The sequence below is a fragment of the Rhizobium sp. BK008 genome, assembly GCF_014197345.1.
Taxonomy (GTDB): domain Bacteria; phylum Pseudomonadota; class Alphaproteobacteria; order Rhizobiales; family Rhizobiaceae; genus Rhizobium; species Rhizobium anhuiense.
Genome location: NZ_JACIFK010000007.1, coordinates 258,307 through 283,204, shown reverse-complemented (window position 1 = coordinate 283,204; position 24,898 = coordinate 258,307). Strand labels below are relative to the sequence as shown.

Here is a 24,898-nt window from a genome sequence, read left to right as displayed (position 1 = left end):
GCGGCCTTTTCCATCCATGGTATGGTTACCGGGGGTGGAGCAGACGTGACACAAGGAGGAGAGGTCCATGATCGGACTGGAAGAGGTCAGTCATCGCCATGATGACAGCGCGACGCTGAAAGAAGCCAATCGAATTCCCGCCGGATCGCCTATCCTCGAACTCAAGGGCCTGCAGAAGAATTACGGTCATGTGCAGGCGCTGAAGCCAGCGACGCTGACCTTCCTCGCCGGTGAAATCCACGCCATCGTCGGCGAAAACGGCGCCGGCAAATCCACCCTGATCAAATTGCTGACCGGCGTCATCACCCGTACGGCCGGCGAAGTGCTGTGGTGCGGCCAGCCGGTGGGGCTGTCGACGCCGAACGAGGCGATCGCCCGCGGCATCAACGCCGTCCATCAGGAAGTCGTGCTCTGCCGGCACCTGACGGTCGCCGCCAATCTCTTCCTCGGCGACGAGGTCAACCGCTACGGCCTGATGCGCAAGAAGCAGATGGAGAAGATGGCGCAGGCCGTGCTCGACGATCTCGGCTTCGGTCTGCCGGCCGGTGCGCTGCTGAGCTCGCTGACGATCGGCCAGCAGCAGCTGGTGGCAACGGCGCGCGCGGCGATGCGCGGCACGCAGTTCCTGATCTTCGACGAACCCACCGCCTATCTCACCCGCCAGGAATCGGCGCAGCTCTTCAAGCTGATCCGCCGCCTGCAGGGCGAAGGCGTCACCATCGTCTATATCAGCCACCGCATGGAGGAAGTCTTCGAACTTGCCGACCGTGTCTCGGTGCTGCGCGACGGCACGCATGTCGGCACGCGCCTGATCGGCGAGACCAACGATGCCGAGCTGATCGCGCTGATGATCAACCGCTCGATCGAACAGATCTACCACAAGGAAGAGATTGCGATCGGCGAGACGATCCTTGCCGTCAACGGCCTTTCCGGTCCGGGCTTCGAAGATGTGTCGCTCAGCGTCAAGGCGGGCCAGATCGTCGGGCTCTACGGCCTGATCGGCGCCGGGCGCAGCGAATTCGCGCTCGGGCTCTATGGACGCCAGCCGACGACATCAGGCGATATCCAGTGGATGGGCAAGCGCGTCGACATCAAGAACGAACGCACCGCGATGGAGCTCGGCATTGCGCTGGCGCCGGAAAGCCGGCGCGACCAAGGGCTTTGCCTCAACCTGCCGATCGGCCTCAACATCAATCTGCCGGTGTTCGGACGGCTGAGCCACGGACCTGTGATCAACCATGCGCGCGAGTCGGCCAATGCCGACAAGCAGATTCGCGATCTCAGCATCAAGACGCCGAGCCGGCGCGTTCCGGCCTCCAGCATGTCGGGCGGCAACCAGCAGAAGATCGTCATCGGCAAATGGCTGAGCCATGGCGCCCGGCTCTTCATCTTCGACGAACCGACTGTCGGCGTCGACGTCGGCACCAAGGCGGAAATCTACCGGCTCTTCGCCAAGCTTCTGAAGGACGGCGCGGGCATCATCCTGATCTCCTCCTACCTGCCCGAAGTCTACGAACTGGCCGACCGGCTGCACGTCTTCCGCGCCGGCAAGATCGTCGCCAGCCATGATTTCCACGCGGCGACGCATGAAGAAGTGCTCAGCGAAGCGATCGGCGTCTGAGCCAAAAGAATAAGAGGGAGAAAATTCATGACTGCCACCCCTACTGAGATCGTCGCACCGCCGCCGCGCCGGAAAATGAACATCCTGTTCGGCCTGACGCTGATCGGCCTGCTGATCTTCCTCTGGATCGTGCTCGGCGTCGTCACCCCGAGCTTCTGGACGCCGCTCAACATTTCGAACCTGCTGCGTCAGGGCGCGATGACGGCGATCCTCGCACTCGGACAGACCTTCGTCATCATCACCGCCGGCATCGATCTTTCCGTCGGCGCCATCGTCGGCTTTTGCACCGTCATCATCGCCTGGCTGCTGCAGGCCGGCGTGCCGCTCTGGGGGGCGATCGCGCTGACGCTCGCCATCGGCGTGGCGATCGGCGCCTTCCATGGCTTCGGCATCGTCCATATGGGCCTGCCGCCGTTCATCATCACGCTGGCAACCCTGACATCGCTGCGCGGCATCGGCCTGCTGATCACCAACGGTTCGACGATCAACATCACCAATGAGGGCTTCAGCAATTTCGCCCGCGCCGATCTGCTCAGCATTCCGAGCCTGTTCTGGATGGTCATCCTAGTGGCGGTCCCCTCCTTCATCTTCCTGCATCTGAGCCGTTGGGGCCGCTATCTCTTCGCGGTCGGTTCGAACGCCGAGGCGGCGCGCCTTTCCGGCGTCAACGTCAAGGGCATGATCTATCTTGCCTATATCCTCTCGGCCTCCTTCGCCGCCTTCGTCGGCGTGCTGCTCGCCTCGCGCATCGCCATCGGCAATGCAACGCAGGCCGACGGCTGGGAACTGCAGGCGATTGCCTCGTCCGTCATCGGCGGCACCAGCCTGTTCGGCGCGGTCGGCTCGGTGCACGGCCCGCTGATCGGCGCCTTCATTCTCGCCACCATCAACAACGGCGCGAACCTTCTGAACGTCAACTCCTTCTGGCAGCGCATCATCACCGGTCTGCTGATCATCGTGATCGTGTTCTTCGACCAGCTGCGCCGCCGCCGGAGCAATTGAGCGACATGAGACAGCCGGCTTGAACGAGCCGGCTTCTTCCATTCAAGGAATGCGAGACCCGTCATGAAAGCAGTTCTTTGCCGGGAGCCCGGCGTGCTCGATATCGTCGAGCGTCCTTCGCCAGCGGCTCCCGCCGCCGGCTGGGTGCGGCTTGCCGTCAGCCATGTCGGCATCTGCGGCACCGACTACCATATTTTCGAGGGCAAACATCCCTTCCTCGAATATCCCCGGGTGATGGGGCATGAGATCTCGGCGACGGTGCTGGAAGCGGGCGACGGTGTGGCGATCGCGGTCGGCACGCCCGTCATCGTCAATCCCTATCTCTCCTGCGGGCAATGTGTCGCCTGCCGTCAGGGCAAGCCGAATTGCTGCACCAACATCAAGGTGCTCGGCGTCCATACCGACGGCGCCTTCTGCGAGGAGATTTCGGTTCCATCGGGCAATCTCTATCCCGCCAAGGGCCTGAGCCTCGAGGCGGCGGCAACGACCGAGTTCCTGGCGATTGGCGCCCATGCGGTGCGCCGTTCGATGACCGGCCCCGGTGCGCGGGCGCTCGTCATCGGCGCCGGGCCGATCGGGCTCGGGGCGGCGATCTTCTCGCGCATCGCAGGCCATGAGGTGACGCTGCTCGACACCAGCACCGAGCGGCTGCAGATGGCCTCGGAGCGCTTCGGCTTCACCTCCGGCATCGTTGCCAACGAGGCGACAGCGGAGAGCGTTCGCGCCAAAACCAACGGCGACGGTTTCGACGTGGTCTTCGATGCAACGGGTTACGGCCCTTCGATGGAAAAGGCCTTCTCCTTCGTCGCTCATGGCGGCGCGCTGGTGCTGGTCAGCGTCGTCAAGGACGATATCCGCTTCTCCGATCCCGAATTCCACAAGCGCGAGATGATGGTGATCGGCAGCCGCAACGCCACCCGCGTCGATTTCGAGCATGTCGCGGATTCGATCGCCAAAGGCCTGGTGCCGGTGGAGAAACTCATCACCCACCGCACGACGCTTGCCGACGCGCCGCGCGATCTCGCCCGCTGGGCGCATGAGAAGAATGGGTTGATCAAGGCTGTCATCAGTATCGGGGGTTAGGCAGCGTCGGAAAAGTCCTGCAGAGTTAGGCGCTTATTTTGTCATGTTCGCGGTCCTTGCTGCTTAGGTTCCCCCCACACTCGTCATCCTCGGCCTTGAGCGGAGGATGACGAAACGGGGTGCAATCGACAAAATGGGGGCCCCTGTCCCCATGCTCCGTTATCCCGCGGCCGCCTCGATCGCCCTGCGCATCTCCCTCACAACGGCGACATCCGTTTTGTTGGTACTCTTCGCCTCCAACCGGCGCGCAAGATGTCGCGCAACATTTCTCAATCAAAAAGCACACAGACGAATACGGAAGTGTCCATAAGTGGGGCCGCCGGATAGCCGGCAGATCTTCGTCGATTGAGTGATGGAAAGGGTCGAGCGATGAAAATGCGAATTGCTTCCTTGGCAATGGCTGCGGCGCTGACAATGCCATTTGCGGTGCCGGCCCGCGCGCAGGTGGTCATCCAGGAAGGCCAAGGATCGGAGTTCTATTCCGATCCCGACGATAACCAGACGGAAACGGATTTTCTGCAGCGATGGAATCGCCACCACGACCAGCGAAGCGGATGGCGCTCGGGTCGGGACAATTTCGGGCCGGACGATGCGGTTCGCCTCCTTGAGAGACGTGGTTACCGCGTCAGAGATGTGAAGGACGTGGGTGAACGATATCTGATCCGAGCATGGCGAGACGGGGACGATCTCCTGGTGAGCGTCTCCCGCAGGGGCGATATCATGGGCGTCGTGCACGATCGCGAGTGATGGGCCGTCTTTGCTGTCCCTCACGCCGATGGGATGAGGGGCTGTCTCGATGCTGGCGCGGGCTACAACTTCTAACCCACCGCCTCGATCGCCCTGCGCATCTCCCTCACAACCGCGACATCCGTCTTGTTCGTGCTTTTCGCCTCAAACCCGAAGGCCACCGCGCGCGGATCGGCGCTTTCGACCGGTGAACTGCAGGAGCCGTGGACCTCGCGAGCGCCGGTCGCCTGCAGGATCTCCCCGACATTTGTCGGGCGGATGCCGCTGCCGGGCATGATCGAGATGCGGCCGGCAGCCTTGGCCGAAATGCGCTTCAGCGCCTCGAGGCCGTCGGCCGCCTTCAGCGCGCAGCCGGAGGTCAATATCCGCTCGCAACCGAGCTCGACCGCCTGCTCCAGCGCCTGATCGGCATCCGGCACCAGATCGAAAGCGCGATGCAGCGTCGAGCCGAGGCCGGCCGCATGCGCCTTCAAGCGGTGGATCAGCGGCATGTCGAGCGTCCCGTCCGGCCGGTTGGCGCCGATGACGACGCCGGCGAGGCCTGCTGTGCGCACCGCGTCGATATCGATCATCATCGCTTCTTCGTCCGCCTTGTCGAAGATGAAGGGACCGGCATGCGGGCGGATCATCGCATAGACCGGAATGGGCGCGCGGGCGGCGATCCGCATCAGGCTCGGTAGCGGCGTCAGCCCGCCGAGTTCCAACGCCGAGCAGAGTTCGATGCGGCCGGCGCCGCCTTCGATCGCGCTGGCAAGGCCTTCGGCGCTGTCGACGCACACTTCGAGCAAGATGGTCACGCTGCAGTCTCCCTGGCTCCGGCGTCCGCCTGCCTTTTGGTTTGCGCGACGGTTTCCGACGTAATTCTCGCCGCCGCCTCGATGATGACGGTGCAGGCATCGGCGGCGGCTTTGCGATGGTTGAAAGCGACGTGATAGGACATCGGCAGGTGCACGTCGAGATCGACGATGCGCACCTTGTCGGCGATCGGCAGGGCGCTGACCCGGCCGAGGAAGGAGACATAGCCGTGATTGGCGACGAGGTCGACGATCACGGGCAGCGAATCCGCCGCGGTAATATCCTGGCCGCGCAGGCGCCGGTTGGGCGCGCGCTCGTAGCTGAAGGCCATGGCCGCATGGCCGAGACCGGTGCGTGGGCTCGGCATGCAGATCGCATGGCCGGCGACGAGATCGGCGACGCTCATCTCGGTGCTGTCAGGTGGCGCGATCACCACCATGTCGGTCTGCAGCAATTCGCGATGCCGGAAACTTTCGAGGCCGAAGACCGAGTCCAGGATCGCCACGTCGATGCGACCGTTCTTCAGCGCCTCGCGCAGATCGTCGGCGGTCATCGACACCAGCGAGATCGCATTGTTGTTGCGGCGGGCATTCCATTCGGAGACCAGCACGCCCAGGCAGCGCGCCACCCAGCTTTCCGAGCCGGTCGGGATGATCGAGCCGATGCGCAGCGATCGGGCGGTGCGTCGGTAACGCTCGTCGGCCGACGATTTCAGGTCGTTCCATGCCTGGCTGATCGCCATGAAAATCTGATAGGCGCGCCTGCCCTCTTCCGTCAGCACCGAGCCCTGCGCCTGCCGCTCGAACAGCCGAGCACCCAGAAATTTCTCAAGATTGGCAAGCTGCAGTGAAAGCTGCGGCTGACCCAAGCGAAGCCGGCGGGCGGCCCGGTTGATGCTGCCCTGGTCGGCCACTTCCAAAAAACGCTCCATGGTGACGATCTTGACGGGGATGCGGGATGCCCAGGTCTCGTAGGCCTCGGCGGCGCCGTCATGGACGGTCAGTTGGCCGAGCTCGGCAATCGCAGCCATGATCGGCTCCAGCCCTTCCAGCACCCTGCCGCTCGCAATCAGCGTCACCAGCTCGCCGGAGGCGCGCTCGGTCAGTTTTATCGCCAGTTCGGTCTCGAGATTATGGATTGCGGTGGAGACAGTGGAGGGTGACAGCTGGAAGCGGCGCGCGGTCTCGCGCACCGAGCCGGATGTCAGCACATGGCTTGCAATGAACAGGGCACCAAGATGCAATGGCCACCTCCGGAAAGCGCTGGAAAAACCGGACGATATGATGTGTTCATGAAAAAAGATATCCCTGCCTCAGAATAGGCGGGCTATCGTTTCCGTCATAAAAAATCCGGGCGCCGGGAAACCGTGAAAGAGCACCGGAGCATCGTGGAAACACGCAAGGGGACAAAAACAAATCGCGCCGGCCTTGGAAAAGGGAATGCGTTTCCGCGCGTGGAGGTGCATTCGCCGCCATAATCGTGCCGCGACCGCAAATACTGGAGGGGGCTTGCATCGATTTTTCGGGTGGGCACGCTATTTCCATGACGCACGCAATTCCGGCATGATGGCGGCCTCGTCGCCCTCGCCGGCGGATTTTCTGCGCACAAGCCTTCCGCCAAGGGCTTGAGCCTCATTCAACGGTGTTAACACAGGGGATATTCCATGCTGAAGAAACTCGCACTTGCCGTCTCGCTCTCCGCCTTCGCGGTGGGTGCGGCCCAGGCCGCCGACGTCGTCGTCTCGTCGAAGATCGACACCGAAGGCACGCTGCTCGGCAACGTCATCGCGCTCGCGCTCGAAGCCAACGGCATCAAGACGCAGGACCGCATCGCGCTCGGCGCGACACCGGTCGTGCGCAAGGCGATCACCGCCGGCGAAATCGACATCTATCCGGAATATACCGGCAATGCCGGCTTCTTCTTCAACAAGGCGGATGACGCCGCCTGGAAGAACATCGACCAGGGCTATGAGCTGGCGAAGAAGCTCGATTACGACGCCAACAAGATCGTCTGGCTGACGCCGTCGCCTGCCAACAATACCTGGGCGCTCGCCGTGCGCAATGATGTCGCCCAACCGAACAAGCTGAAGAGCCTGACGGACTTCGGCAAATGGGTTGCCGGCGGCGGTGCCGCCAAACTTGCCGCCTCCGCCGAATTCGTCAATTCGGCCGGTGCGCTTCCCGCCTTCCAGACGACCTACGGCTTCCAGCTGAAGCCCGACCAGACCGTCGTTCTCTCCGGCGGTGATACGGCGGCGACGATCAAGGCGGCCGCCGACCAGACGAACGGCGTCAATACCGCGATGGTCTACGGCACCGACGGCGCGATCGAAGCGGCCGAACTAACCGTTCTCGAAGACGACAAGAACGTGCAGCAGGTCTATGCGCCGACGCCGATCATCCGCGAAGAGGTGCTGAAGGCCAATCCGAAGATCGAGGAAGTGCTCTCGCCGATCTTCAAGAGCCTGACCGCCGACGAATTGCGCAAGCTCAACGCCAAGATCCAGGTCGACGGCGAGCCGGCAAAGTCCGTCGCCGAAGCCTATCTCAAGGAAAAAGGCTTCCTGAAATAGTCATCGCTCGCTCCGCCCGACGTTCGGGCGGAGCCTCCCTTTGCTGATAGGATTGAGCGGACAGGTTGGCAGACAGGGTTGAATTGATGGAAGAAACCTCAGCGGTCCGCAGGCTGGACCGGCTCGGCGTGGTTCTGGTGGCCGGCGGCATTGCGGCGACGGCCCTGATGCCCTTCATCTATGTGAAGGCCAACCGTATCGCCGCCGGCAAGCCGATGCTGCTCACGCAGCTTCTTCCCCAGCCTTCCGTCATCATCCTGACCGCGCTTCTCCTTCTCACCGCTTTCGCCGCGCTGCTGCTCACCAACGCCCTTGCCCGGCTTATGGTCGCGACGCTCTGCCTTGCGGCGCTGATCGTTGCGATCGGCCTCGTCTCGGCAGCGGCGACGCCGCCCGGCAGCACGGTGGCGCGGATGACGCCCGGCGGCGGTTTCTGGGCGCTGTTTGCCGTGATCGGGCTCGTGATATCAGATGCGCTTGTCAAAATCCGGCTGGCGCCGTGGATGCGGGTCGCAGCCCTTGCGGCCTATACGGCGCTGCTGTTCCTCTCGCTCACGTCAGGCCTGCTCGACAGCCTTTCGATCATGAAGGAATTTTCCACACGGGCTGCGCAATTCGAGACCGAGGCGATTTCGCATCTGCTGCTGGCCTTCGGCTCGCTTGCCATCGCCATCATTCTCGGCCTGCCGCTCGGCATCCTCTGCTTCTGGGTGCCGAAGCTGCGGGCCATCGTGCTGCAGGGGCTGAGCCTCATCCAGACGATCCCGAGTCTGGCGCTCTTCGGCCTGCTGATGCTGCCACTCGGTTATCTCGCCACCCATGTGCCGCTGGCCGCTGCCATCGGCATCCGCGGCATCGGCACGGCGCCGGCATTGATCGCACTGGTGCTCTATTCGCTGCTGCCGATCGTCGCTAACACCGTCGTCGGCTTGCAGGGCGTCGACCCCGCGGTGCGCGACGCGGCCGCCGGCATGGGACTGACGCGCTTGCAGATCCTGACCCGCATCGACATGCCGCTCGCCTTCCCCGTCATCCTCACCGGCATCCGCATCGTGCTGGTGCAGGCGATCGGCATGGTGACGATCGCCGCGCTGATCGGCGGCGGCGGCTTCGGCATCTTCATCTTCCAGGGGCTCGGCCAGACGGCCATGGACCTCGTCCTGCTCGGCGCCGTGCCGACCGTCTTCTTCGCCTTCTCATCGGCCGTCATCCTCGATGCGGTCATCGACAGCATCCGGGGATCCGCCGCATGAGCATGATCGAGATCAGGAACGTCACCAAGCGCTACGGCACGGCCACCGTCGTCGACAATGTCTCGATGAAGGTCGAGAAGGGTGAGATCACCGTCATCGTTGGCACCTCGGGCTCGGGCAAATCGACGCTGATGCGGATGATCAACCGGTTGGTGCCGATCACCGAAGGTCAGATCTTCGTCGGCGGGCAGAATGTCATGGACGTTGAGGTGACCGAGCTGCGCCGCAAGATCGGCTATGCCATCCAGGGCCACGGCCTGTTTCCGCACCGCACCGTGGCGCAGAATATCGCCACTGTCCCGCAGCTTCTCGATTGGGATTCCGCCCGCATCGCCAAACGGGTCGAGGAACTGCTCGGGCTTTTCAACCTCGATCCGGCGACCTTTGCCGACAAATACCCGCACCAGCTTTCCGGCGGCCAGCAGCAGCGTGTGGGCGTCGCCCGGGCGCTGGCGGCCGAGCCGGAACTGCTGTTGATGGACGAACCCTTCGGGGCGCTCGACCCGGTCATCCGCGGCAAGGCGCAGGACGATCTGCTGGCGATCCAGAAGCAGTTCGGCACGACGATCATTCTCGTCACCCACGACATGGACGAGGCCTTCCATCTCGGCAACCAGATCGCTGTCATGAGCCAGGGCCGATTGCTGCAATGCTCGACCCCGGAAAAGATCCTCACCGAACCGGCCGACCCCTTCGTGCAGCAATTGACCGGCACCTCCGACCGGGCGCTGAAGCTGATGTCGCTGCTGCCGCTGAAGGAAAGCATGGCGCCGGCGAAAAGCGGTCTCGCCTATGCCCTGCCGCAGTCGCTCAGCCTGCGCGATGCGCTGGCCGAAATGATCTGGCAGGGGGTCGACGAGGCGGCCGTTGAAAACGGCGAGAAGGCGGCTGTCGGGTCGATCTCGATGAGCCGGCTTCTCGAGCTGGGCCGCAAGGCATGAAACTCCTCGTCGCCAATCTCTTCCGCCTGGCGGCGCTCGCCCTGCTGTTGATCCTGCTGTTCAGGACGGAGTGGCTTTCCTTCCTGCTCACGCCGTTGACCAACAACAATGCGCCCGCCGTCTATACGCAGAACAGCCTTGCCTCGCTGGCCGTCGGCCATCTGCAACTGGTGATCGGCTCGATTGTCTGCAGCGCCGTGCTTGCCGTTGTCGGCGGCATTTTCGTGACGCGGGAAAGCGGGGCTGACTTCCTGCCGCTGTCGCGCGCCATCGCCAATGCGGGGCAGACCTTTCCGCCGGTCGCGGTGCTGGCGCTCGCCGTTCCCGCCACCGGCTTCGGCGCCATGCCGACGCTGATCGCGCTCTTTCTCTACGGCCTGCTGCCGATCTTCGAAAACACCGTCGCCGGCTTGAAACAGGTTTCGCCGCAGGTGCTCGATGCCGCCGACGGCATGGGTATGAACGGCACGCAGCGGCTGTTTCGCGTCGAGCTGCCGCTTGCCCTGCCGCTGATCCTCGAAGGGCTGAAGGTTGCGACCGTCATCAATATCGGCACGGCGACGATCGGCTCGACGGTTGCGGCAAAGGGTCTCGGCGAGGTGATCATCGCCGGGCTGATTTCCGACAATACCGCCTTCATTCTGCAGGGCGGCCTGATCGTCGGCCTGATGGCGGTGCTGATCTATGACGCCATGGGCCTGGTCGAAGCGGCGATCACCCGAAGAATCGGCTTGCGCCCGGCGTAAAAGGACGGGTACCAAGTGCCACAGCGTCCTTTGCGCGTCTGAAAAGACGCGCGGCGCCGTCGTGGAATGGGAGGCAGAATTGGCGAAGATGATCCACTCGATGATCCGCGTTCTCGACGAGGCGCGCTCGGTCGACTTCTACGGCAAGGCCTTCGGCCTTTCGGTCGCCGACCGCGTCGATTTCGAAACCTTCACGCTGATCTATCTGAGCAATGCCGAGACCGGCTTCGAGCTGGAGCTGACCGTCAACAAGGGCCGGACCGCGCCCTATGAGCTCGGCAATGCCTATGGTCATCTCGCCGTCTCGGTCGAAGAGGTGGCGGTCGAACGCAAGCGGCTGTCGAAGCTCGGGCTTCATCCCGGCGAACTGGTGGAGCTCAACCGCGACGGCAAGCTCTTCGGCCTGTTCTTCTTCATCAGCGATCCCGACGGCTACAAGATTGAGGTGCTGCAGCGCCACGGCCGGTTTCTCTGACGCTTCTTTCGGCGACATAGTTCTACTCCACACCTAATCCCACAGCTTCGAGCGGCATGAATCAGGAGCCCGCCCATGATCGAGAAAACCGCGCTCAATTCCGGCTGGACGCTTACCTGTAACGATACAGGAAGATCCGGCCTGCCGGCCGTGATACCCGCAACGGTGCCGGGCTGCGTGCATCTCGACCTGCTCGCCAACCGGCTGATCCCCGATCCCTATATCGACGTCAACGAGATCACCAATGACTGGATCGGCAAAACCGACTGGACCTATCGCTGCAGCTTCGAGGCAATGCCTGATGATGGCAGGGTATGGGAACTCGTCTTCGACGGGCTCGATACGATCGCGGTGATATCCCTCAACGGCCAAGAGATCGGCCGCACCTTCAACATGCACCGCACCTATCGCTTCGATGCGTCGGAGCTGCTGAAGGCCGGGAGCAACGAACTCACGGTCACCTTCCGCTCGGCCTACGCCTATGGCGCGCAGATGGAGAGGCATTACGGCTACCGCCCCAACAACTATCCGGGACCCGGCAATCTGATGCGCAAGATGGCCTGCAATTTCGGCTGGGACTGGGGACCGACGCTGGTGACGGCAGGTCTCTGGAAGCCGGTGCGGCTGGAAGGCTGGGATCGGGCGCGGCTTGCCGAAACGCGCGTATCGGCAACGCTTGCCGGCGGCGATGGGTTGGTCAAGGTCCATGCGAAGCTGGCGCGGCATGGCGACAAGGCGCCGTGCAAGCTCGTCGCCGCAATCGGCGGCGTGACCCAGACGGTGGCGATCGATGCTGACGAAGACGAGAGCGCCTTCGAGCTTACTCTGCCCTCGCCGCAGCTGTGGTGGCCGCATCATCTCGGCGCGCAACCGCTCTATCCGATGACGCTGAGGCTGGTCGACGAGGCCAGCGGCGATCTGCTCGACAGCTTTGAACGCGAACTCGGCTTCCGCTCGCTGCGGCTCGACACCGCGGCCGACGAACACGGCTCGGCCTTCACCTTCGTCATCAACGACGTGCCGCTGTTCATCTGCGGGGCGAACTGGATTCCGGACGATTGTTTCCCCCCGCGAGTGACGGCCGAGCGTTATGCCGCACGGATCGAGGAGGCAAAGGCCGCCAACATCCATCTGCTGCGCGTCTGGGGCGGCGGCATTTTCGAGGCCGACGAATTCTATCAGGCCTGCGACCGTATGGGCATGCTGGTCTGGCAGGATTTCCTCTTTGCCTGCGCCGCCTATCCGGAGGAGGAGCCGCTCAGAAGCGAGATCGAGGCGGAGGTGCGCGACAATGTCGTGCGGCTGATGCCGCATGCCTCGCTGGTCCTCTGGAACGGCAATAACGAGAATATCTGGGGCTTCGACGAATGGGGCTGGCGGCCGATCATCAAGGCGGGCAAGAGCTGGGGGCTCGGCTATTATCTCGACCTGCTGCCCAAACTCTGCCGCGAACTCGATCCCGATCGGCCCTATTATCCCGGCAGCCCCTATTCCGGCTCGATGGAGATCGAACCCAATGCGGACGGCCATGGCTGCAAACACATCTGGGACGTGTGGAACGATGTCGGCTATGAGGTCTACCGCAATTACATCCCGCGTTTCTGCTCCGAATTCGGCTGGCAGGCGCCGGCGGCCAGGGCGACGATCGAAGAGAGCGTGCACGACCAGCCGCTGACGCCGCAATCGAACGGCGTCTTCCACCATCAGAAGGCGACCGAGGGTAATGACAAGCTGATCCGCGGCCTTGCCGGCCATCTGCCGGAGCCGCAGACAATGGACGACTGGCATTTCGCCACCCAGCTCAACCAGGCGCGCGCCATCCGCTTCGGCGTCGAGCACATGCGCTCGCACCGGAATGTCTGCAAGGGCGCGGTGGTCTGGCAGTTCAACGATTGCTGGCCGGTGACCTCATGGGCGGCGCTCGATTCGGCCGGCCGCCGCAAGCCGCTCTGGTATGCGCTGAAGGCAGCCTATGATCCGCGCCTGCTGACGATCCAGCCGCGCGGCGGCGGGCTTGTCGCGGTGGCGGTCAACGAACGCACCCTGTTCTGGCGGGCGAAGATCAGCGGCAAACGCCTGAGGCTCGATGGCACCGTGCTTGCCGAATTCGAATTCTGGCGGCTGCTCTGCGACCGCTTCGAGGCCAAGGAATTTCCGTTGCCCGAGGATATCGTCACTCCCGGCTTACCGAAGGACGAGCTCATCGTCGTGCAGATGCTGGACAGGCGCGCCTTCCATTATTTCGTCGAGGATATCGAGCTTGCCTTGCCGGCACCGCGGCTGGCGGTCGATGTCACCAGCATTGAGGGCGGGTATCAGGTCAAGGTGACGGCGCAAAACTTCCTCAAGGATGTCTGCCTGATGGCGGATCGGCTGGATCCGGATGCCGTCGTCGATTCGATGCTGGTGACGCTGTTGCCGGGCGAGAGCCATGTCTTTGCGGTCAAGACGGCGAAGGCGATCAGGGCGGAGGATATTGTCATCGGCACCGTGCTGCGATCGGCCAATGATCTTGTTGTCGGTTCGCGCTAGCTGCCCCTCACCCTAACCCTCTGCCCGTAAACGGGTAGAGGGACGAGCCCTGCGAGAGCGATGTGGGAACGGAGAGGTCGCGGTACATCCCCATCGCCCCGTTTACGGGGAGAAGGTAGCGGCAGCCGGATGAGGGGCTGCCGAGCCATGACATTTGTCACCAAACACCAAAAAGGCCCCGCATGCCGCGGGGCCCTTCCAGCTCGGCCTATCGGACGACGTTACATCCAGTAGGGCGGCACGCCGTAGTAATCATAGACCCGGCGGCCATTATCGTTGTACCAGGTGTCGTCATCGTCCGAATAGCTCGGGGCGTCTTCGATCTGCTCCTTGGTCAGGTCGATGCGATAGCCGTCCAGCTGGGTGTCGTAGTTCAGCTTTTCCCAGGGAAGCGGATAGTGATCGTGGCCGATGCCCAGGAAGCCGCCGAAACTCAGCACGGCATAGGCGACGCGGCCGTCGAGTTTTCCGATAATCAGGCGTTCGATCGAGCCGATATGCCTGCCATCCGAACCATAAACACGGGTGCCTTCGACACGGTCGCTGGCGATCATCGCATGCGTGCCCTCGACGTTCGGGTCGCGGCGGGTGGCGTCAGTATCCTGGTTCAACATTGTGCACCTCCTTTTGGTGTTTCCTCATAGTGAGTCTGCAGGATCAACGTCATGGCCGACTCAAAGTTCCCCAGCCTTCCTACGATCCGGCGATGGCCGAATGTTGACGTTTACGTCAAGGTTAGTATAGCTTCATTCGGCTTGAACCGTTCAGGCAATGGCATAAGCTGCCGGACTGGAAGACGGAGGATCTTTCCGGTCAATATGGGCCAGACGATTGCTGGCTCAGCGGCGGCCGCAAGGGAGAGAGGATACGATGAACAGCATTTCCGTCCATCCGAACGGAGCCAAACCCGACAAGCCCTGGCTTGCCAGCTATCCCGATGTCGTTCCGGCCGAACTCCCACCTCTGGAATATGCCTCGCTTGCCGAAATGCTGGAAAAATCCTGCGCCCGTTACGCCGACCGGACGGTGTTTTCCAGCATGGGCAAGGCGATGCGCTATCGTGAACTGGAGAGCAAGACGCGCAAACTCGCCGCCTGGCTGCAGAGCATCGGCCTCGAGAAGGGCGATCGCGTCGCCGTGATGATGCCGAACGTGCTGCAGAACCCGATCGCCACCTACGCCATCCTGCGCGCCGGCCTCGTCGTGGTGAACGTCAACCCGCTCTATACGCCGCGCGAACTCGAACATCAGCTGCGGGATTCCGGCGCCAAGGCGATCTTCGTGCTGGAGAATTTCGCCCGCACGGTGGAGCAGGTGCTCAACAAGACGGATCTGCGCCATGTCGTCGTCACCTCGCTCGGCGAAATGCTGGGACCCAAGGGGCTGATCGTCAATTTCGTCGTGCGCAAGGTGAAGAAGCTCGTTCCCTCCTGGTCGATCCCGCAGCACAAGAGCTTCGGCCAGGTGCTGCGCGAAGGGGCGGGAAAGAAGCTTGCGCCGGTGACGCTTGCCGGCGGCGATATCGCCTTCCTGCAATATACCGGCGGCACGACGGGCGTTGCCAAGGGCGCGGTGCTGACGCATGCGAACCTGCTCGCCAACAAGCAGCAGCTGTCACTCTGGCTCCGCTCGGCCTTCGAGCGCAAGAAGCAGCCGGAGGTGCTGAATTTCCTCTGCGCCCTGCCGCTCTACCATATCTTTGCGCTGACGGTGAATTCGCTGATGGGCATGTCGCTCGGCGCCCACAATATCCTGATCGCCAATCCGCGCGACATTCCCGGTCTCGTCAAGGAATTCGGCAAATCCGACGTGCATATCTTCCCCGGCCTCAACACGCTGTTCAATGCGCTGATGAACAATGCCGATTTCGCCAAGCTCGACTTCTCCCCGCTGATCATGTCGCTCGGCGGCGGCATGGCCGTCCAGCGGCCGGTCGCCGACCGCTGGCTCAAGATGACGGGCACGCCGGTGACGGAGGGCTACGGCCTTTCCGAAACCTCGCCTGTCGCCACCGCCAACCGTTTCGATTCGGCCGAGTTCACCGGTACGATCGGCCTGCCGCTGCCCTCCACCGACCTCGACATCCGCGACGAGGAAGGCAATTCGTTACCGCTTGGCCAGGTCGGCGAGATCTGCATCCGCGGGCCGCAGGTGATGGCCGGCTACTGGCAGAAGCCGGAGGAGACGGCGCGGGTGATGACCGATGACGGCTATTTCCGCTCGGGCGACATGGGTTTCATGGACGAACGCGGCTATACCAAGATCGTCGACCGCAAGAAGGACATGATCCTGGTCTCCGGCTTCAATGTCTATCCGAACGAGATCGAGGAGGTCGCCGCCATGCATGCCGGCATTCTCGAGGCCGCGGCCATCGGCGTGCCGGACGGACATTCGGGCGAGGCGGTCAAACTCTTCGTCGTCAGGAAGGATCCGAACCTGACCGAGGCAGAGGTGAAAGCCCATTGCATCGCCAATCTTACCAACTACAAACGGCCACGCTTCATCGAGTTCCGCACCGAACTGCCGAAGTCGCCGGTTGGCAAGATCCTGCGCAAGGACCTGCGCGGCTGAATTTGACGAATTCAAAGTGTTACAACGTCCTTTGCACGTCTTTCGGACGCGCGGCGCTCTAATGAAATTGAGGGCCATCCGCTCGCCGCGGGTGGCTTTTTTCTATTTCGGCAGGTGGCTGAACTTGATTTGCGGGTGATAAAGCGAATAGTTTCCGCAACCCTTTCCGCCTCCAAAGGAGCCTCCCATGAACGCCATCGTCGAACAGCTGAAAAGCACCGCTGATGCCACCAAGGCGACCGATATCCGTGCCGCCTTCGCCGCCGATCAGCAGCGCTTTTCGCGTTTTTCCGTTTCGCTTGACGACCTGCTGATGGATTTTTCCAAGACGGCGGTGAATGACGATATCCTCAAGCTGCTGGTGAAGCTTGCCGAAGACGGCGGCGTCGAGAAGAAGCGCGAGGAAATGTTCTCGGGCAAGGCGATCAATTTCACCGAGGACCGCGCCGTTCTGCACACCGCGCTGCGCAACCGCTCCAACACGCCGGTTCTGGTCGACGGCAAGGACGTCATGCCCGACGTCAATGCCGTGCTTGCCGCCATGGGCAAGTTCGCCGACGAGATTCGCTCCGGCGCGCTGAAGGGCGCCACCGGCAAGGCGATCACCGACGTCGTCAATATCGGTATCGGCGGCTCGGATCTCGGCCCTGTGATGGCGACGCTGGCGCTTGCCCCCTTTCATGACGGCCCGCGCGCGCATTTCGTCTCCAACATCGACGGCGCCCATATCGCCGATATCCTGAAGCTGGTGCAGCCGGAAACGACGCTGTTCATCGTCGCTTCGAAGACCTTCACCACCGTCGAGACGATGACCAATGCGCAGACGGCGCGCAATTTCATCGCCAAGGCGCTCGGCGAAGCGGCCGTGCAGCACCATTTCGCCGCCGTCTCGACGGCGCTCGACAAGGTCGCTGCCTTCGGCATCGACAGCGCCCGCGTCTTCGGCTTCTGGGACTGGGTCGGCGGCCGCTACTCCATCTGGTCGGCGATCGGCCTGCCGCTGATGATCGCCGTCGGGCCGGAGAATTTCGGCAAATTCCTCGATGGCGCTCATGCCGTCGACAATCACTTCCGTAAGGCGCCGATTACCGAAAACCTGCCGATGCTGCTCGGCCTGATCGGCTTCTACCACCGCAATGTGCTGGGCTACCCCACCCGCGCCATCCTGCCCTACGACCAGCGCCTGTCGCGCTTCCCGGCCTATCTGCAGCAGCTCGACATGGAATCGAACGGCAAGGGCGTCACCATCGACGGCACGCCGGTCGAGGGCAATTCCGGCCCGGTCGTCTGGGGCGAACCCGGCACCAACGGCCAGCACGCCTTCTACCAGCTCATCCACCAGGGCACGAGCATCATCCCGGCCGAATTCATGATCGCCGCCAATGCCTTCGAGCCGGAGCTGCGTCACCAGCACCAGCTGCTCATCTCCAACGTTCTCGCCCAGTCGGAAGCCCTGATGAAGGGCCGCACCTTCGCGGAGGCCAAGAAGCAGCTGACCGACAAGGGTATGGACGACAAGAAGGCCGACTTCATCGCGCCGCACCGCGTCTTTAACGGCAACCGCCCATCGATCACCTTTGTCTACGACAAGCTGACCCCCTACGCCCTCGGCCGCCTGATCGCGCTTTACGAACACCGCGTCTTCGTCGAGGGCGTGCTTTTCCGCATCAACTCCTTCGACCAGTGGGGCGTCGAGCTCGGCAAGGAACTGGCAACCGGCCTGCTGCCGGTCGTCGAAGGCAAGGAAAGTGCAGCAGGCCATGATTCCTCGACGCAGGGCCTGGTTGCGGCGCTGGCGAAGCTGGCGAAGTAAGCGGGCGAGATTGCCCCTCACCCTGACCCTCTCCCCGTTCTGACGGGGCGAGGGGACGTGCCAAACGCAGCGTCAATGGGGATGGGGAGGTGGCCGCAGCCGGATGAGGGGCGAAGCGGGCTTTAACCTTACATACCAATCTCATGCACCCAGAGCGGATTGGCGCCAGCATGGTCATTGCGGCCCGCAAATGGTGAACTGATGGCGGCCTGCCTGAAGCATCCCTGTCGATGGGGCCTGTGGCGCAAAGCCGGATTGAACTTTCTTCTAATAGAAAATTTTAGAAAGAATTCTTTCAATCTGCCGCCATCGCCCTAGATTCAAGCAAAATATGTGCGCAGGGTACTTCCGACGACATGGCCTACAAGCCGGGGGCGATGCCCCGTTTCATTGTTTCCGCTGGCGTATGCGCCGGGCCACTCGCGTCCGGATCGGCTCTTTCGCGCCCAGTTCAGGAGATTGCCCGAGACGCTCACCATAGAGCGTTTTCACGATCCTTCTTCACCAAAGGAAATTCATGAGCCGTCTTATCGTCGTTTCCAATCGTGTTCCCATGCCGGCCAAGGATGGGAGCGCCGCGGCCGGCGGCCTGGCGGTCGCGCTGCAGGCAGCCCTGCAGGCGCGCGGCGGCATCTGGATGGGATGGTCGGGAGAGTCGAGCGGAGACAGGGAGCCTGGCCCGCTGTCGCAACTGCAGAAGGGTAACATTACCTATGCGCTGACCGATCTCACCGACACCGACGTCGAGGAATATTATCGCGGATTTGCAAACCGTGTTCTCTGGCCCATCTGTCACTACCGCCTCGACCTCGCCGAATATGGCCGAAAGGAAATGGCCGGTTATTTCCGCGTCAACCGGTTTTTCGCGCACCGGCTGGCGCCGATGATCGAGCCGGACGACATCATCTGGGTTCATGACTACCACCTCATTCCGCTGGCCGCCGAACTGCGCCAAATGGGGCTGAAGAACCGGATCGGCTTCTTCCTGCACATTCCCTGGCCGCCGGCCGACATTCTCGTCACGATGCCGGTCCATGAAGAAATCATGCGCGGGCTCTCGCATTACGATCTCGTCGGCTTCCAGACGGACTACGACCTCCAGAACTTCGCCGGGTATCTCAGAAGGGAAGGCATTGGCGACGACCTCGGAAATGGATCGTTCGATTCACATGGGCGGATATTCAAGGCGGGCGCCTATCCGATCGGTATCGAAACCGCGGGCTTCGCCGACTTCGCCGAGAGCGCCGCAAACAATGTCATGGTGCAAAAGACCCGGCGCAGCATCGAGGGCCGCGACATGATCATCGGGGTCGATCGGCTCGATTATTCCAAGGGCATCATTCAGCGGCTGGAAGCGTTCGAACGCTTCCTCACCGGCAATCCCGCCTATCAGAACAAGGTCACCTATCTGCAGATCACGCCGAAGTCGCGATCGGAAGTTCCCGAATACGAGCATATGCAGAAGATGGTCGCCGAGCAGGCCGGCCGCGTCAACGGCGCCATCGGGACGGTCGACTGGGTGCCTATCCGCTATGTCAACCGTTCGATCAACCGCACCGTGCTCGCCGGCCTCTACCGCCTGGCGACGATCGGGCTGGTCACGCCGTTGCGCGACGGCATGAATCTCGTCGCCAAGGAATATGTCGCCGCCCAGAATCCGGATCGCCCGGGCGTTCTGGTGTTATCGCGCTTCGCCGGCGCGGCTCGGGAGCTGAAGGGTGCGCTGCTGGTCAATCCCTACGATGTCGAAGGCACTGCCAATGCGATTGCCAGGGGCCTTGCCATGTCGCTTGGGGAGCGCCGCGAACGCTGGAGCATGATGATGGAGCATCTGCTCTCTCACGATGTCTCGCTTTGGTGCGAAAACTTCTTGCGGGACCTGGTGACCGCTCCCGAACTTCCCCGGACAATCGCCTGATCGATCAGCGTCCAGCCGTCATCGCAAAAAGCCTCGCACCGTCCCCGGCGCGAGGGTTAAAGCCCGATCTCATGCGCCCAGGGCGGATTGGCGCCGGCGCGGGAGACCGTGACGGCGGCGGCTTTGGCGCCGAGGGCCAGGGCGTTGTGGAGTGCCTTTTCGTCGAGCGAGGCGACCTGAGGCTTGGTCAGCAGACCATCCATCTTCAAGGAAGCCAGGATTCCGGCATCGAAGGTGTCGCCGGCGCCGACCGTGTCGACGACGGTGACGCGTTGGCTCGGGACCGTGACTTTACGCTCCTTGGTATAGCCGGAAGCACCTTCCGCACCCTTGGTGATGACGACGAGCTTGGCGCCGTGGGCAAGCCAGTGGGCGGCGAGCGTATCGTGGTCGCCTTCCAAGCCGAACCATTCGAGGTCCTCGTCGGAGAATTTGACGATGTCTGATTTGGCGGCCATGCGCTTGATGCGGGCCATATGCGACGGCTTGTCCTTGATGAAACCGGGACGGATATTCGGATCGAGCGAGATGACGCGGCTTGCGGCTTCGCGGTCGAGAAGCGCCTCGTAGGTTTCGCCGCAGGGGCTGGGGATCAAGCTGATGGCGCCGAAATGCAAGGCTTCGCAATCATCGCCCAGAACAGGCAGGTCGGCCGTGGTGATCATCCGGCCGGCCGTGCCCTCGTCGTAAAAGGCATAGGTCGCCTGGCCATTGACCAGCTTGACGAAGGCGATGGTCGAGGGACGCGGCGTGATGGCGCACGGGCTGTAATCGACATTGCTCGCCTTCAACGTCGCGAGCAGGATTTCGCCCATCATGTCATCGGCAATGCCGGTGAAGAAGGCGGTGGGGATGCCGAGGCGGCCGAGCGCGATCGCGGTGTTGAAAATCGCGCCGCCGGCATAGGGCGCAAAGCCCTTTTCGCCGAGCGTCGTGTCCCTCGGCAGCATGTCGATCAAGGCTTCGCCGCAGCACAAAATCATCGTATTCCTCCCAACAGCACTGATATGTCCATCAATCGATTAAGTGAGCTTTTGTCAACTGGCTAGAGCGAAAGCTCACTAACCCCACCATTCCTGCCCGACCAGGCCAGCGGCGCATCAAGGAAGGCCTCGACCTCCGTCAGCGTCTTGTCGTCAAAGAGCTTCTGCGCCTTGGCGACGGCCAGAACATTGCGCCAGGTGGCGATGTGATGCAGCCGGACCTTGCCGTCGGTAAAGCGCTGTTCGCCGAAGATACCGTAGAAGAACAGCGCAATGCCATGATCGACTATGCCGCCGGCGGCACGAACCGCGTCGATGAACTTGAACATGCTGCCGCCGGCTGTCGTCAGGTCTTCGATGACGAGAACGCGCGAGCCTTCCGGCATGTTGCCTTCGATCTGGGCATTGCGGCCATGGCCCTTCGGCTGCTTGCGGACATAGATCATCGGCAGGCCGAGGCGGTCAGCCAGCAGCGCGGCAAAGGGGATGCCGGCGGTCTCGCCGCCGGCGATACAATCGAACTGCTCGAAGCCGGCATCGCGCAGCAGGGTGCTGGCAGCGAAATCCATCACCGTCGAGCGGATGCGCGGGAAGGAAAGCAGCTTGCGGCAATCGATATAGACCGGGCTCGCCATGCCGGAGGCGAGTTTGTAAGGCTGGGCGGCATTGAAATGCACCGCCTTGATTTCCCAGAGCATCTTGGCCACCAGTTCGGCCATCACGGCGCGGTCGGGAAATGTGGTCTGGATCATGCGGCTCTCCTTCGGCTTGGGTCCTTGGGGGAATAGCAGCAAGAGCCCGACGTTTCCAGACGAAAGGCGAGCCAATTACCGCAGCAGACGACCGATATCGGCGATCTGCATCTTCTTGAACAGGGCGATCGCCTGGGCGCCCTCCTCCGCATCGAGCGAAACCGCATATCGCACGCCGGCGGCAAGCAGTTGCATCGTCAGCCGGGCGATCGCCAGCAGTTCCTTGCGGTCGCGATCCGGCCATAGGCGGACGAGCACGGCGAGAAATGCCTGGGCATGAAATTCCATGTCCTTGGCATCGACCTGCTGCAGCAGCTTGTCGGTATGGGTCGCATGCCAGATGTCGCGCATGACGGGCTCGCGGCGGAAGAAGCCGTAATATTCGTCAACGATCGTGGCGAGCGCGCCTTGCAGCCCCGCAGCATCGGTGACCTTCGCCAGCTCCGCCTCGACGCATCGCCTGCCCTCTTCGTTGAAACGCTCGGCCAATGTCCGGATGATCGAGCTCTTATCGGGGAAATATTGGTAGAGGGCGCCGAAGGAAAGGCCGGCCTTTTCGACGATCTCGCTCATTTTCAAGCCGTCGCTGCCATGGCTTTCGATCAGCTCGGAGGCGACGGCGAGGATCTTTTCGAAGCGCTCACGGCCGCGCTGCTGGCTGGGGATCCGGCGCAGCTGGCCGCTATGCTCCTGCTGGCGCCTGCGCGTTGCGACCGGCTGCTCCGACATCGTCTGCTCCTTTTCCAAGTTGACAAAGAAAATAAGAGAGTTTATCTCATTTTGCAAATGAGAGAGTTTCTCTTGTTTTGATCAAGGAAGGAGCTTCGACATGCAGAATTCCGAAATCGTCCTCGTCGGTGGATCGGGAAAGACCGGCGGCCGCATCATCAAGCGCCTGGAAGCGCGCGGGCTGAACGTTCGCGCGGCGTCACGCTCCAGCGCCCGTCCCTTCGACTGGGAGGACAGGTCGACCTGGCGCGAGGCGCTTGAGGGCGCATCGAGCGCCTATGTCGCCTTCCAGCCGGATCTTTCCGTCGCCTGGGCGGCAGAGGCGATCGGCGCACTCGCCAAGGTCGCGGTCGACTGTGGCCTTACGCATATCGTGCTGCTTTCCGGCCGCGGCGAAGAGGGCGCGCAACGCAGCGAGGCAGCGCTGAAGGCGTCCGGCATTGACACCACCATCCTGCGCGCCTCCTGGTTCTGCCAGAACTTCAGTGAGGGCGCCTTTGTCGAGCAGATCATCGGCAGCCGGCTGCAATTGCCGGCAGGCGAGATCAGCGAACCGTTCATCGATGCCGACGACATCGCCGATGCCGCCGTCGCCGCCTTGACCGATCCCCGCCATCGCAACAAGGTTTACGAACTGACCGGCCCGCGGGCACTGACCTTCCGACAGGCGGTCGCCGAGATCGCCGCGGCCACTGGGCAGCCGATCGAATATAAGCAGGTGTCGATGGCGGATTTCACCGGCGGGCTTGCTGCAGCCGGCCTGCCCCAAGGCCTGATCGATCTTCTGGAGGAACTGTTCGGCCAGGTGCTCGACGGGCGCAATTCCAAGGTGATGGGCGGTGTCACCGAGATCCTCGGCCGCCCTGCCACCGATTTCAGCCAATATGCCCGCCGAGCGGCGACAAGCGGAATATGGAGCGCCTGACCATGCAGATCGTTCTCACCCTCTCCCTCGCCGCCGCGGCAATCGGCAGCGGCCTCGTCGCCGGCATCTTCTTCGCCTTCTCGACCTTCATCATGACCGCCTTCTCGCGCATCCCGGCGGAACAGGGCATCGCGGCGATGAACTCGATCAACGCCACGATCGTCCGCTCGCCCTTCATGGGCCTTTTCGTGCCGACGGCAATCCTCTGCATCGTCATCGCGGTGCTGGCGGTGATCGACTGGCGCGGCGGGGCATCCGTGTTGATGCTCGCAGGTGCGACCCTCTATGTCGTCGCCTCATTCCTCTCGACCATCATCTTCAACGTGCCGATGAACGATGCGCTTGATAAGGTCGGCGGCAGCGGGGCGGAGGCGGTTCAGCTCTGGACCAGCTATCTCAGGGACTGGACATGGTGGAACCATGTGCGGACGATCGCCTCGCTGCTCGCCTCGGTGGCATTCGTGCGGGCGCTGATGATTGTCTAGGCGGCGCGTCTGCCACACGTCCTTCTCCCCGGCGGGGGTCCGAAGGACGGGTCGAGACCCGCGGCTCGACCTCGGTCGGTGCCGGCAGGCGGTTGAGGGGGTGAGCGGCAAGGCCGCGAATGCACGGAGCGTAAGCGAAGGGCAACATATAGGGTGTGCCGTGCGCCCCCTCATCCGACCCTTCGGGCCACCTTCTCACCGCTGGGGAGAGGAGGGAGCCAAGCCGCCCCTCGTCTACTTCTGCTCGCAAAAGGCAATGCGGTTGCTGAAAGGATCGATGACCGTCATCTCCAATCCCCACGGCGCTTCCTCGACGCCGGGCTTCATGTAGCGGTAGTCCTTGCCCGAGAGTTCGGCGTGGTAGGCCCGGATATTGGCGACACGGACGAAGGCTTTGGCGCCGGGGCTGGCGTCGCCGGAATGTTCGCTCAAATGCAGCGCCATGCCGTCGCGCGAGACCTGGCAATAGAGCGGGAAGTTCTCGCCGAAACGGTGCTCCCAATCGAGATGAAAGCCGAGGAATCCGCAATAGAATTCCATGGCTTTCTCGACCGAGAAGATCCGGAAGATCGGCATCGGCGGCTCGATGCCGATGGCGGAGGAAGCGCCCGCCGCATCGATCTTGGCCGAGAGGATGTTCCATTGGTCGAGCCCGAACTGGCGGGCGACGATTTCGAGAGTCTCGCTGTGGGTCAGCGAAATGTCGCGGTCGGCGAGAGCCTGCCGCAAGGTTTTTGCCATGAGCTTGGCGTCGCGAAAATCGCGCATGATGTCATCCTTCCGTTGGCGGCAAACAGGAAGATCAGTGCCCGCGTCTGCTGACCCGTTCGCCATCGATCGCCAAACGGCAAGGGATGTGAAGGATGTTTTCTGGATGCATTCACCATAACGCCAAAGTGTCAAACGTCGAGCGTCGCGGGGCGGCTGGCCGCATCCAGCCGAGGTCGATTTTATG

The 24,898-nt window shown here is 62.6% G+C and carries 22 protein-coding genes and 1 pseudogene; 15 read left to right on the top strand and 8 right to left on the bottom strand.

What is annotated here, in order from left to right:
- Window positions 1–67: 67 nt before the first annotated feature.
- From FHT69_RS25525 to FHT69_RS25515, 3 genes are all read left to right on the top strand, one after another.
- Entirely contained in the window at window positions 68–1,621 is a 1,554-nt protein-coding gene (locus FHT69_RS25525; protein ID WP_048338242.1) for a sugar ABC transporter ATP-binding protein, read from the top strand.
- 27 nt (window positions 1,622–1,648) lie between these two features.
- Window positions 1,649–2,623 carry an ABC transporter permease gene (locus tag FHT69_RS25520; RefSeq protein ID WP_028757718.1) on the top strand — a complete coding sequence of 325 codons (975 nt, stop codon included), beginning with the start codon at window positions 1,649–1,651 and terminating at the stop codon, window positions 2,621–2,623.
- A gap of 63 nt (window positions 2,624–2,686) precedes the next feature.
- The gene (locus tag FHT69_RS25515; RefSeq protein WP_047617080.1) at window positions 2,687–3,706 is read left to right on the top strand and encodes a zinc-binding alcohol dehydrogenase family protein; all 1,020 of its coding nucleotides are present in this window, start codon (window positions 2,687–2,689) and stop codon (window positions 3,704–3,706) included.
- 159 nt (window positions 3,707–3,865) lie between these two features.
- On the opposite strand, the pseudogene FHT69_RS34705 reads toward FHT69_RS25515, so the two are convergent.
- Window positions 3,866–3,949, bottom strand: a pseudogene (locus FHT69_RS34705) (copper homeostasis protein CutC); the annotation flags it as partial.
- 126 nt (window positions 3,950–4,075) lie between these two features.
- Here FHT69_RS34705 and FHT69_RS25510 point away from each other — a divergent pair.
- A complete protein-coding gene (locus FHT69_RS25510) occupies window positions 4,076–4,453 on the top strand; it encodes a hypothetical protein (RefSeq protein WP_183906163.1) in 378 nt (125 codons plus the stop codon).
- 71 nt (window positions 4,454–4,524) lie between these two features.
- On the opposite strand, the gene FHT69_RS25505 is transcribed toward FHT69_RS25510, so the two are convergent.
- Both FHT69_RS25505 and FHT69_RS25500 read right to left on the bottom strand, forming a co-directional pair.
- Window positions 4,525–5,250 (bottom strand): copper homeostasis protein CutC, encoded by a 726-nt coding sequence (locus FHT69_RS25505; RefSeq protein WP_063474755.1) that lies wholly within the window; start codon window positions 5,248–5,250, stop codon window positions 4,525–4,527.
- Window positions 5,247–6,491: a LysR family transcriptional regulator gene (locus FHT69_RS25500; protein WP_183906134.1), complete on the bottom strand. Its 1,245-nt coding sequence runs from the start codon at window positions 6,489–6,491 to the stop codon at window positions 5,247–5,249. Before FHT69_RS25500 ends, FHT69_RS25505 begins: the two co-directional genes overlap by 4 nt.
- A gap of 420 nt (window positions 6,492–6,911) precedes the next feature.
- On the opposite strand from FHT69_RS25500, the gene FHT69_RS25495 reads away from it, so the two are divergent.
- From FHT69_RS25495 to FHT69_RS25470, 6 genes are all read left to right on the top strand, one after another.
- The gene (locus FHT69_RS25495) at window positions 6,912–7,820 is read left to right on the top strand and encodes an ABC transporter substrate-binding protein (RefSeq protein WP_028756619.1); all 909 of its coding nucleotides are present in this window, start codon (window positions 6,912–6,914) and stop codon (window positions 7,818–7,820) included.
- An 86-nt stretch (window positions 7,821–7,906) separates the two neighbouring features.
- Window positions 7,907–9,073, top strand: coding sequence for an ABC transporter permease (locus FHT69_RS25490; RefSeq protein WP_183906133.1), 1,167 nt, complete (start codon window positions 7,907–7,909; stop codon window positions 9,071–9,073).
- Window positions 9,070–10,014 carry an ABC transporter ATP-binding protein gene (locus FHT69_RS25485; protein ID WP_183906132.1) on the top strand — a complete coding sequence of 315 codons (945 nt, stop codon included), beginning with the start codon at window positions 9,070–9,072 and terminating at the stop codon, window positions 10,012–10,014. Before FHT69_RS25490 ends, FHT69_RS25485 begins: the two co-directional genes overlap by 4 nt.
- Window positions 10,011–10,760, top strand: a complete 750-nt coding sequence (locus FHT69_RS25480) for an ABC transporter permease (protein ID WP_028756622.1) — start codon at window positions 10,011–10,013, stop codon at window positions 10,758–10,760. The genes FHT69_RS25485 and FHT69_RS25480 overlap by 4 nt, the downstream gene beginning before the upstream one ends.
- Before the next feature lie 79 nt (window positions 10,761–10,839).
- A complete protein-coding gene (locus FHT69_RS25475; protein WP_047617276.1) occupies window positions 10,840–11,235 on the top strand; it encodes a VOC family protein in 396 nt (131 codons plus the stop codon).
- Between the two features lie 75 nt (window positions 11,236–11,310).
- Complete coding sequence (locus tag FHT69_RS25470; protein WP_183906131.1) at window positions 11,311–13,767, top strand: glycoside hydrolase family 2 protein; 2,457 nt, start codon at window positions 11,311–11,313, stop codon at window positions 13,765–13,767.
- A gap of 221 nt (window positions 13,768–13,988) precedes the next feature.
- Here the strand turns inward: FHT69_RS25470 and FHT69_RS25465 are convergent, their stop codons facing one another.
- Window positions 13,989–14,381: a PRC-barrel domain-containing protein gene (locus tag FHT69_RS25465; RefSeq protein ID WP_183906130.1), complete on the bottom strand. Its 393-nt coding sequence runs from the start codon at window positions 14,379–14,381 to the stop codon at window positions 13,989–13,991.
- A 256-nt stretch (window positions 14,382–14,637) separates the two neighbouring features.
- On the opposite strand from FHT69_RS25465, the gene FHT69_RS25460 reads away from it, so the two are divergent.
- The 3 genes from FHT69_RS25460 (at window position 14,638) to otsA (ending at window position 20,069) form a co-directional block, all read left to right on the top strand.
- Window positions 14,638–16,338, top strand: a complete 1,701-nt coding sequence (locus tag FHT69_RS25460; RefSeq protein WP_047617089.1) for a long-chain fatty acid--CoA ligase — start codon at window positions 14,638–14,640, stop codon at window positions 16,336–16,338.
- Window positions 16,339–16,525: 187 nt separating this feature from the next.
- Window positions 16,526–18,151 (top strand): glucose-6-phosphate isomerase, encoded by a 1,626-nt coding sequence (pgi, locus tag FHT69_RS25455; protein ID WP_127431002.1) that lies wholly within the window; start codon window positions 16,526–16,528, stop codon window positions 18,149–18,151.
- Window positions 18,152–18,668: 517 nt separating this feature from the next.
- Window positions 18,669–20,069 (top strand): alpha,alpha-trehalose-phosphate synthase (UDP-forming), encoded by a 1,401-nt coding sequence (gene otsA / locus FHT69_RS25450; protein WP_097543243.1) that lies wholly within the window; start codon window positions 18,669–18,671, stop codon window positions 20,067–20,069.
- 56 nt (window positions 20,070–20,125) lie between these two features.
- Here otsA and FHT69_RS25445 read toward each other — a convergent pair whose 3' ends face one another.
- From FHT69_RS25445 to FHT69_RS25435, 3 genes are all read right to left on the bottom strand, one after another.
- Window positions 20,126–21,052, bottom strand: coding sequence for a carbohydrate kinase family protein (locus FHT69_RS25445; RefSeq protein ID WP_127431005.1), 927 nt, complete (start codon window positions 21,050–21,052; stop codon window positions 20,126–20,128).
- A 62-nt stretch (window positions 21,053–21,114) separates the two neighbouring features.
- A complete protein-coding gene (locus FHT69_RS25440; protein ID WP_047617096.1) occupies window positions 21,115–21,804 on the bottom strand; it encodes an orotate phosphoribosyltransferase in 690 nt (229 codons plus the stop codon).
- Window positions 21,805–21,879: 75 nt separating this feature from the next.
- Window positions 21,880–22,533, bottom strand: a complete 654-nt coding sequence (locus FHT69_RS25435; protein WP_097594949.1) for a TetR/AcrR family transcriptional regulator — start codon at window positions 22,531–22,533, stop codon at window positions 21,880–21,882.
- Between the two features lie 100 nt (window positions 22,534–22,633).
- Between FHT69_RS25435 and FHT69_RS25430 the strand changes: the two genes are divergently transcribed.
- Together FHT69_RS25430 and FHT69_RS25425 are read left to right on the top strand one after the other, a co-directional pair.
- Window positions 22,634–23,458: an NmrA family NAD(P)-binding protein gene (locus FHT69_RS25430; RefSeq protein WP_183906129.1), complete on the top strand. Its 825-nt coding sequence runs from the start codon at window positions 22,634–22,636 to the stop codon at window positions 23,456–23,458.
- Between the two features lie 2 nt (window positions 23,459–23,460).
- On the top strand, window positions 23,461–23,943 hold the full coding sequence (locus FHT69_RS25425; RefSeq protein ID WP_048338267.1) for a DUF1772 domain-containing protein: 483 nt from the start codon (window positions 23,461–23,463) through the stop codon (window positions 23,941–23,943).
- A 234-nt stretch (window positions 23,944–24,177) separates the two neighbouring features.
- Here the strand turns inward: FHT69_RS25425 and FHT69_RS25420 are convergent, their stop codons facing one another.
- Complete coding sequence (locus FHT69_RS25420; RefSeq protein ID WP_048338239.1) at window positions 24,178–24,711, bottom strand: glyoxalase superfamily protein; 534 nt, start codon at window positions 24,709–24,711, stop codon at window positions 24,178–24,180.
- Window positions 24,712–24,898 lie beyond the last annotated feature (187 nt).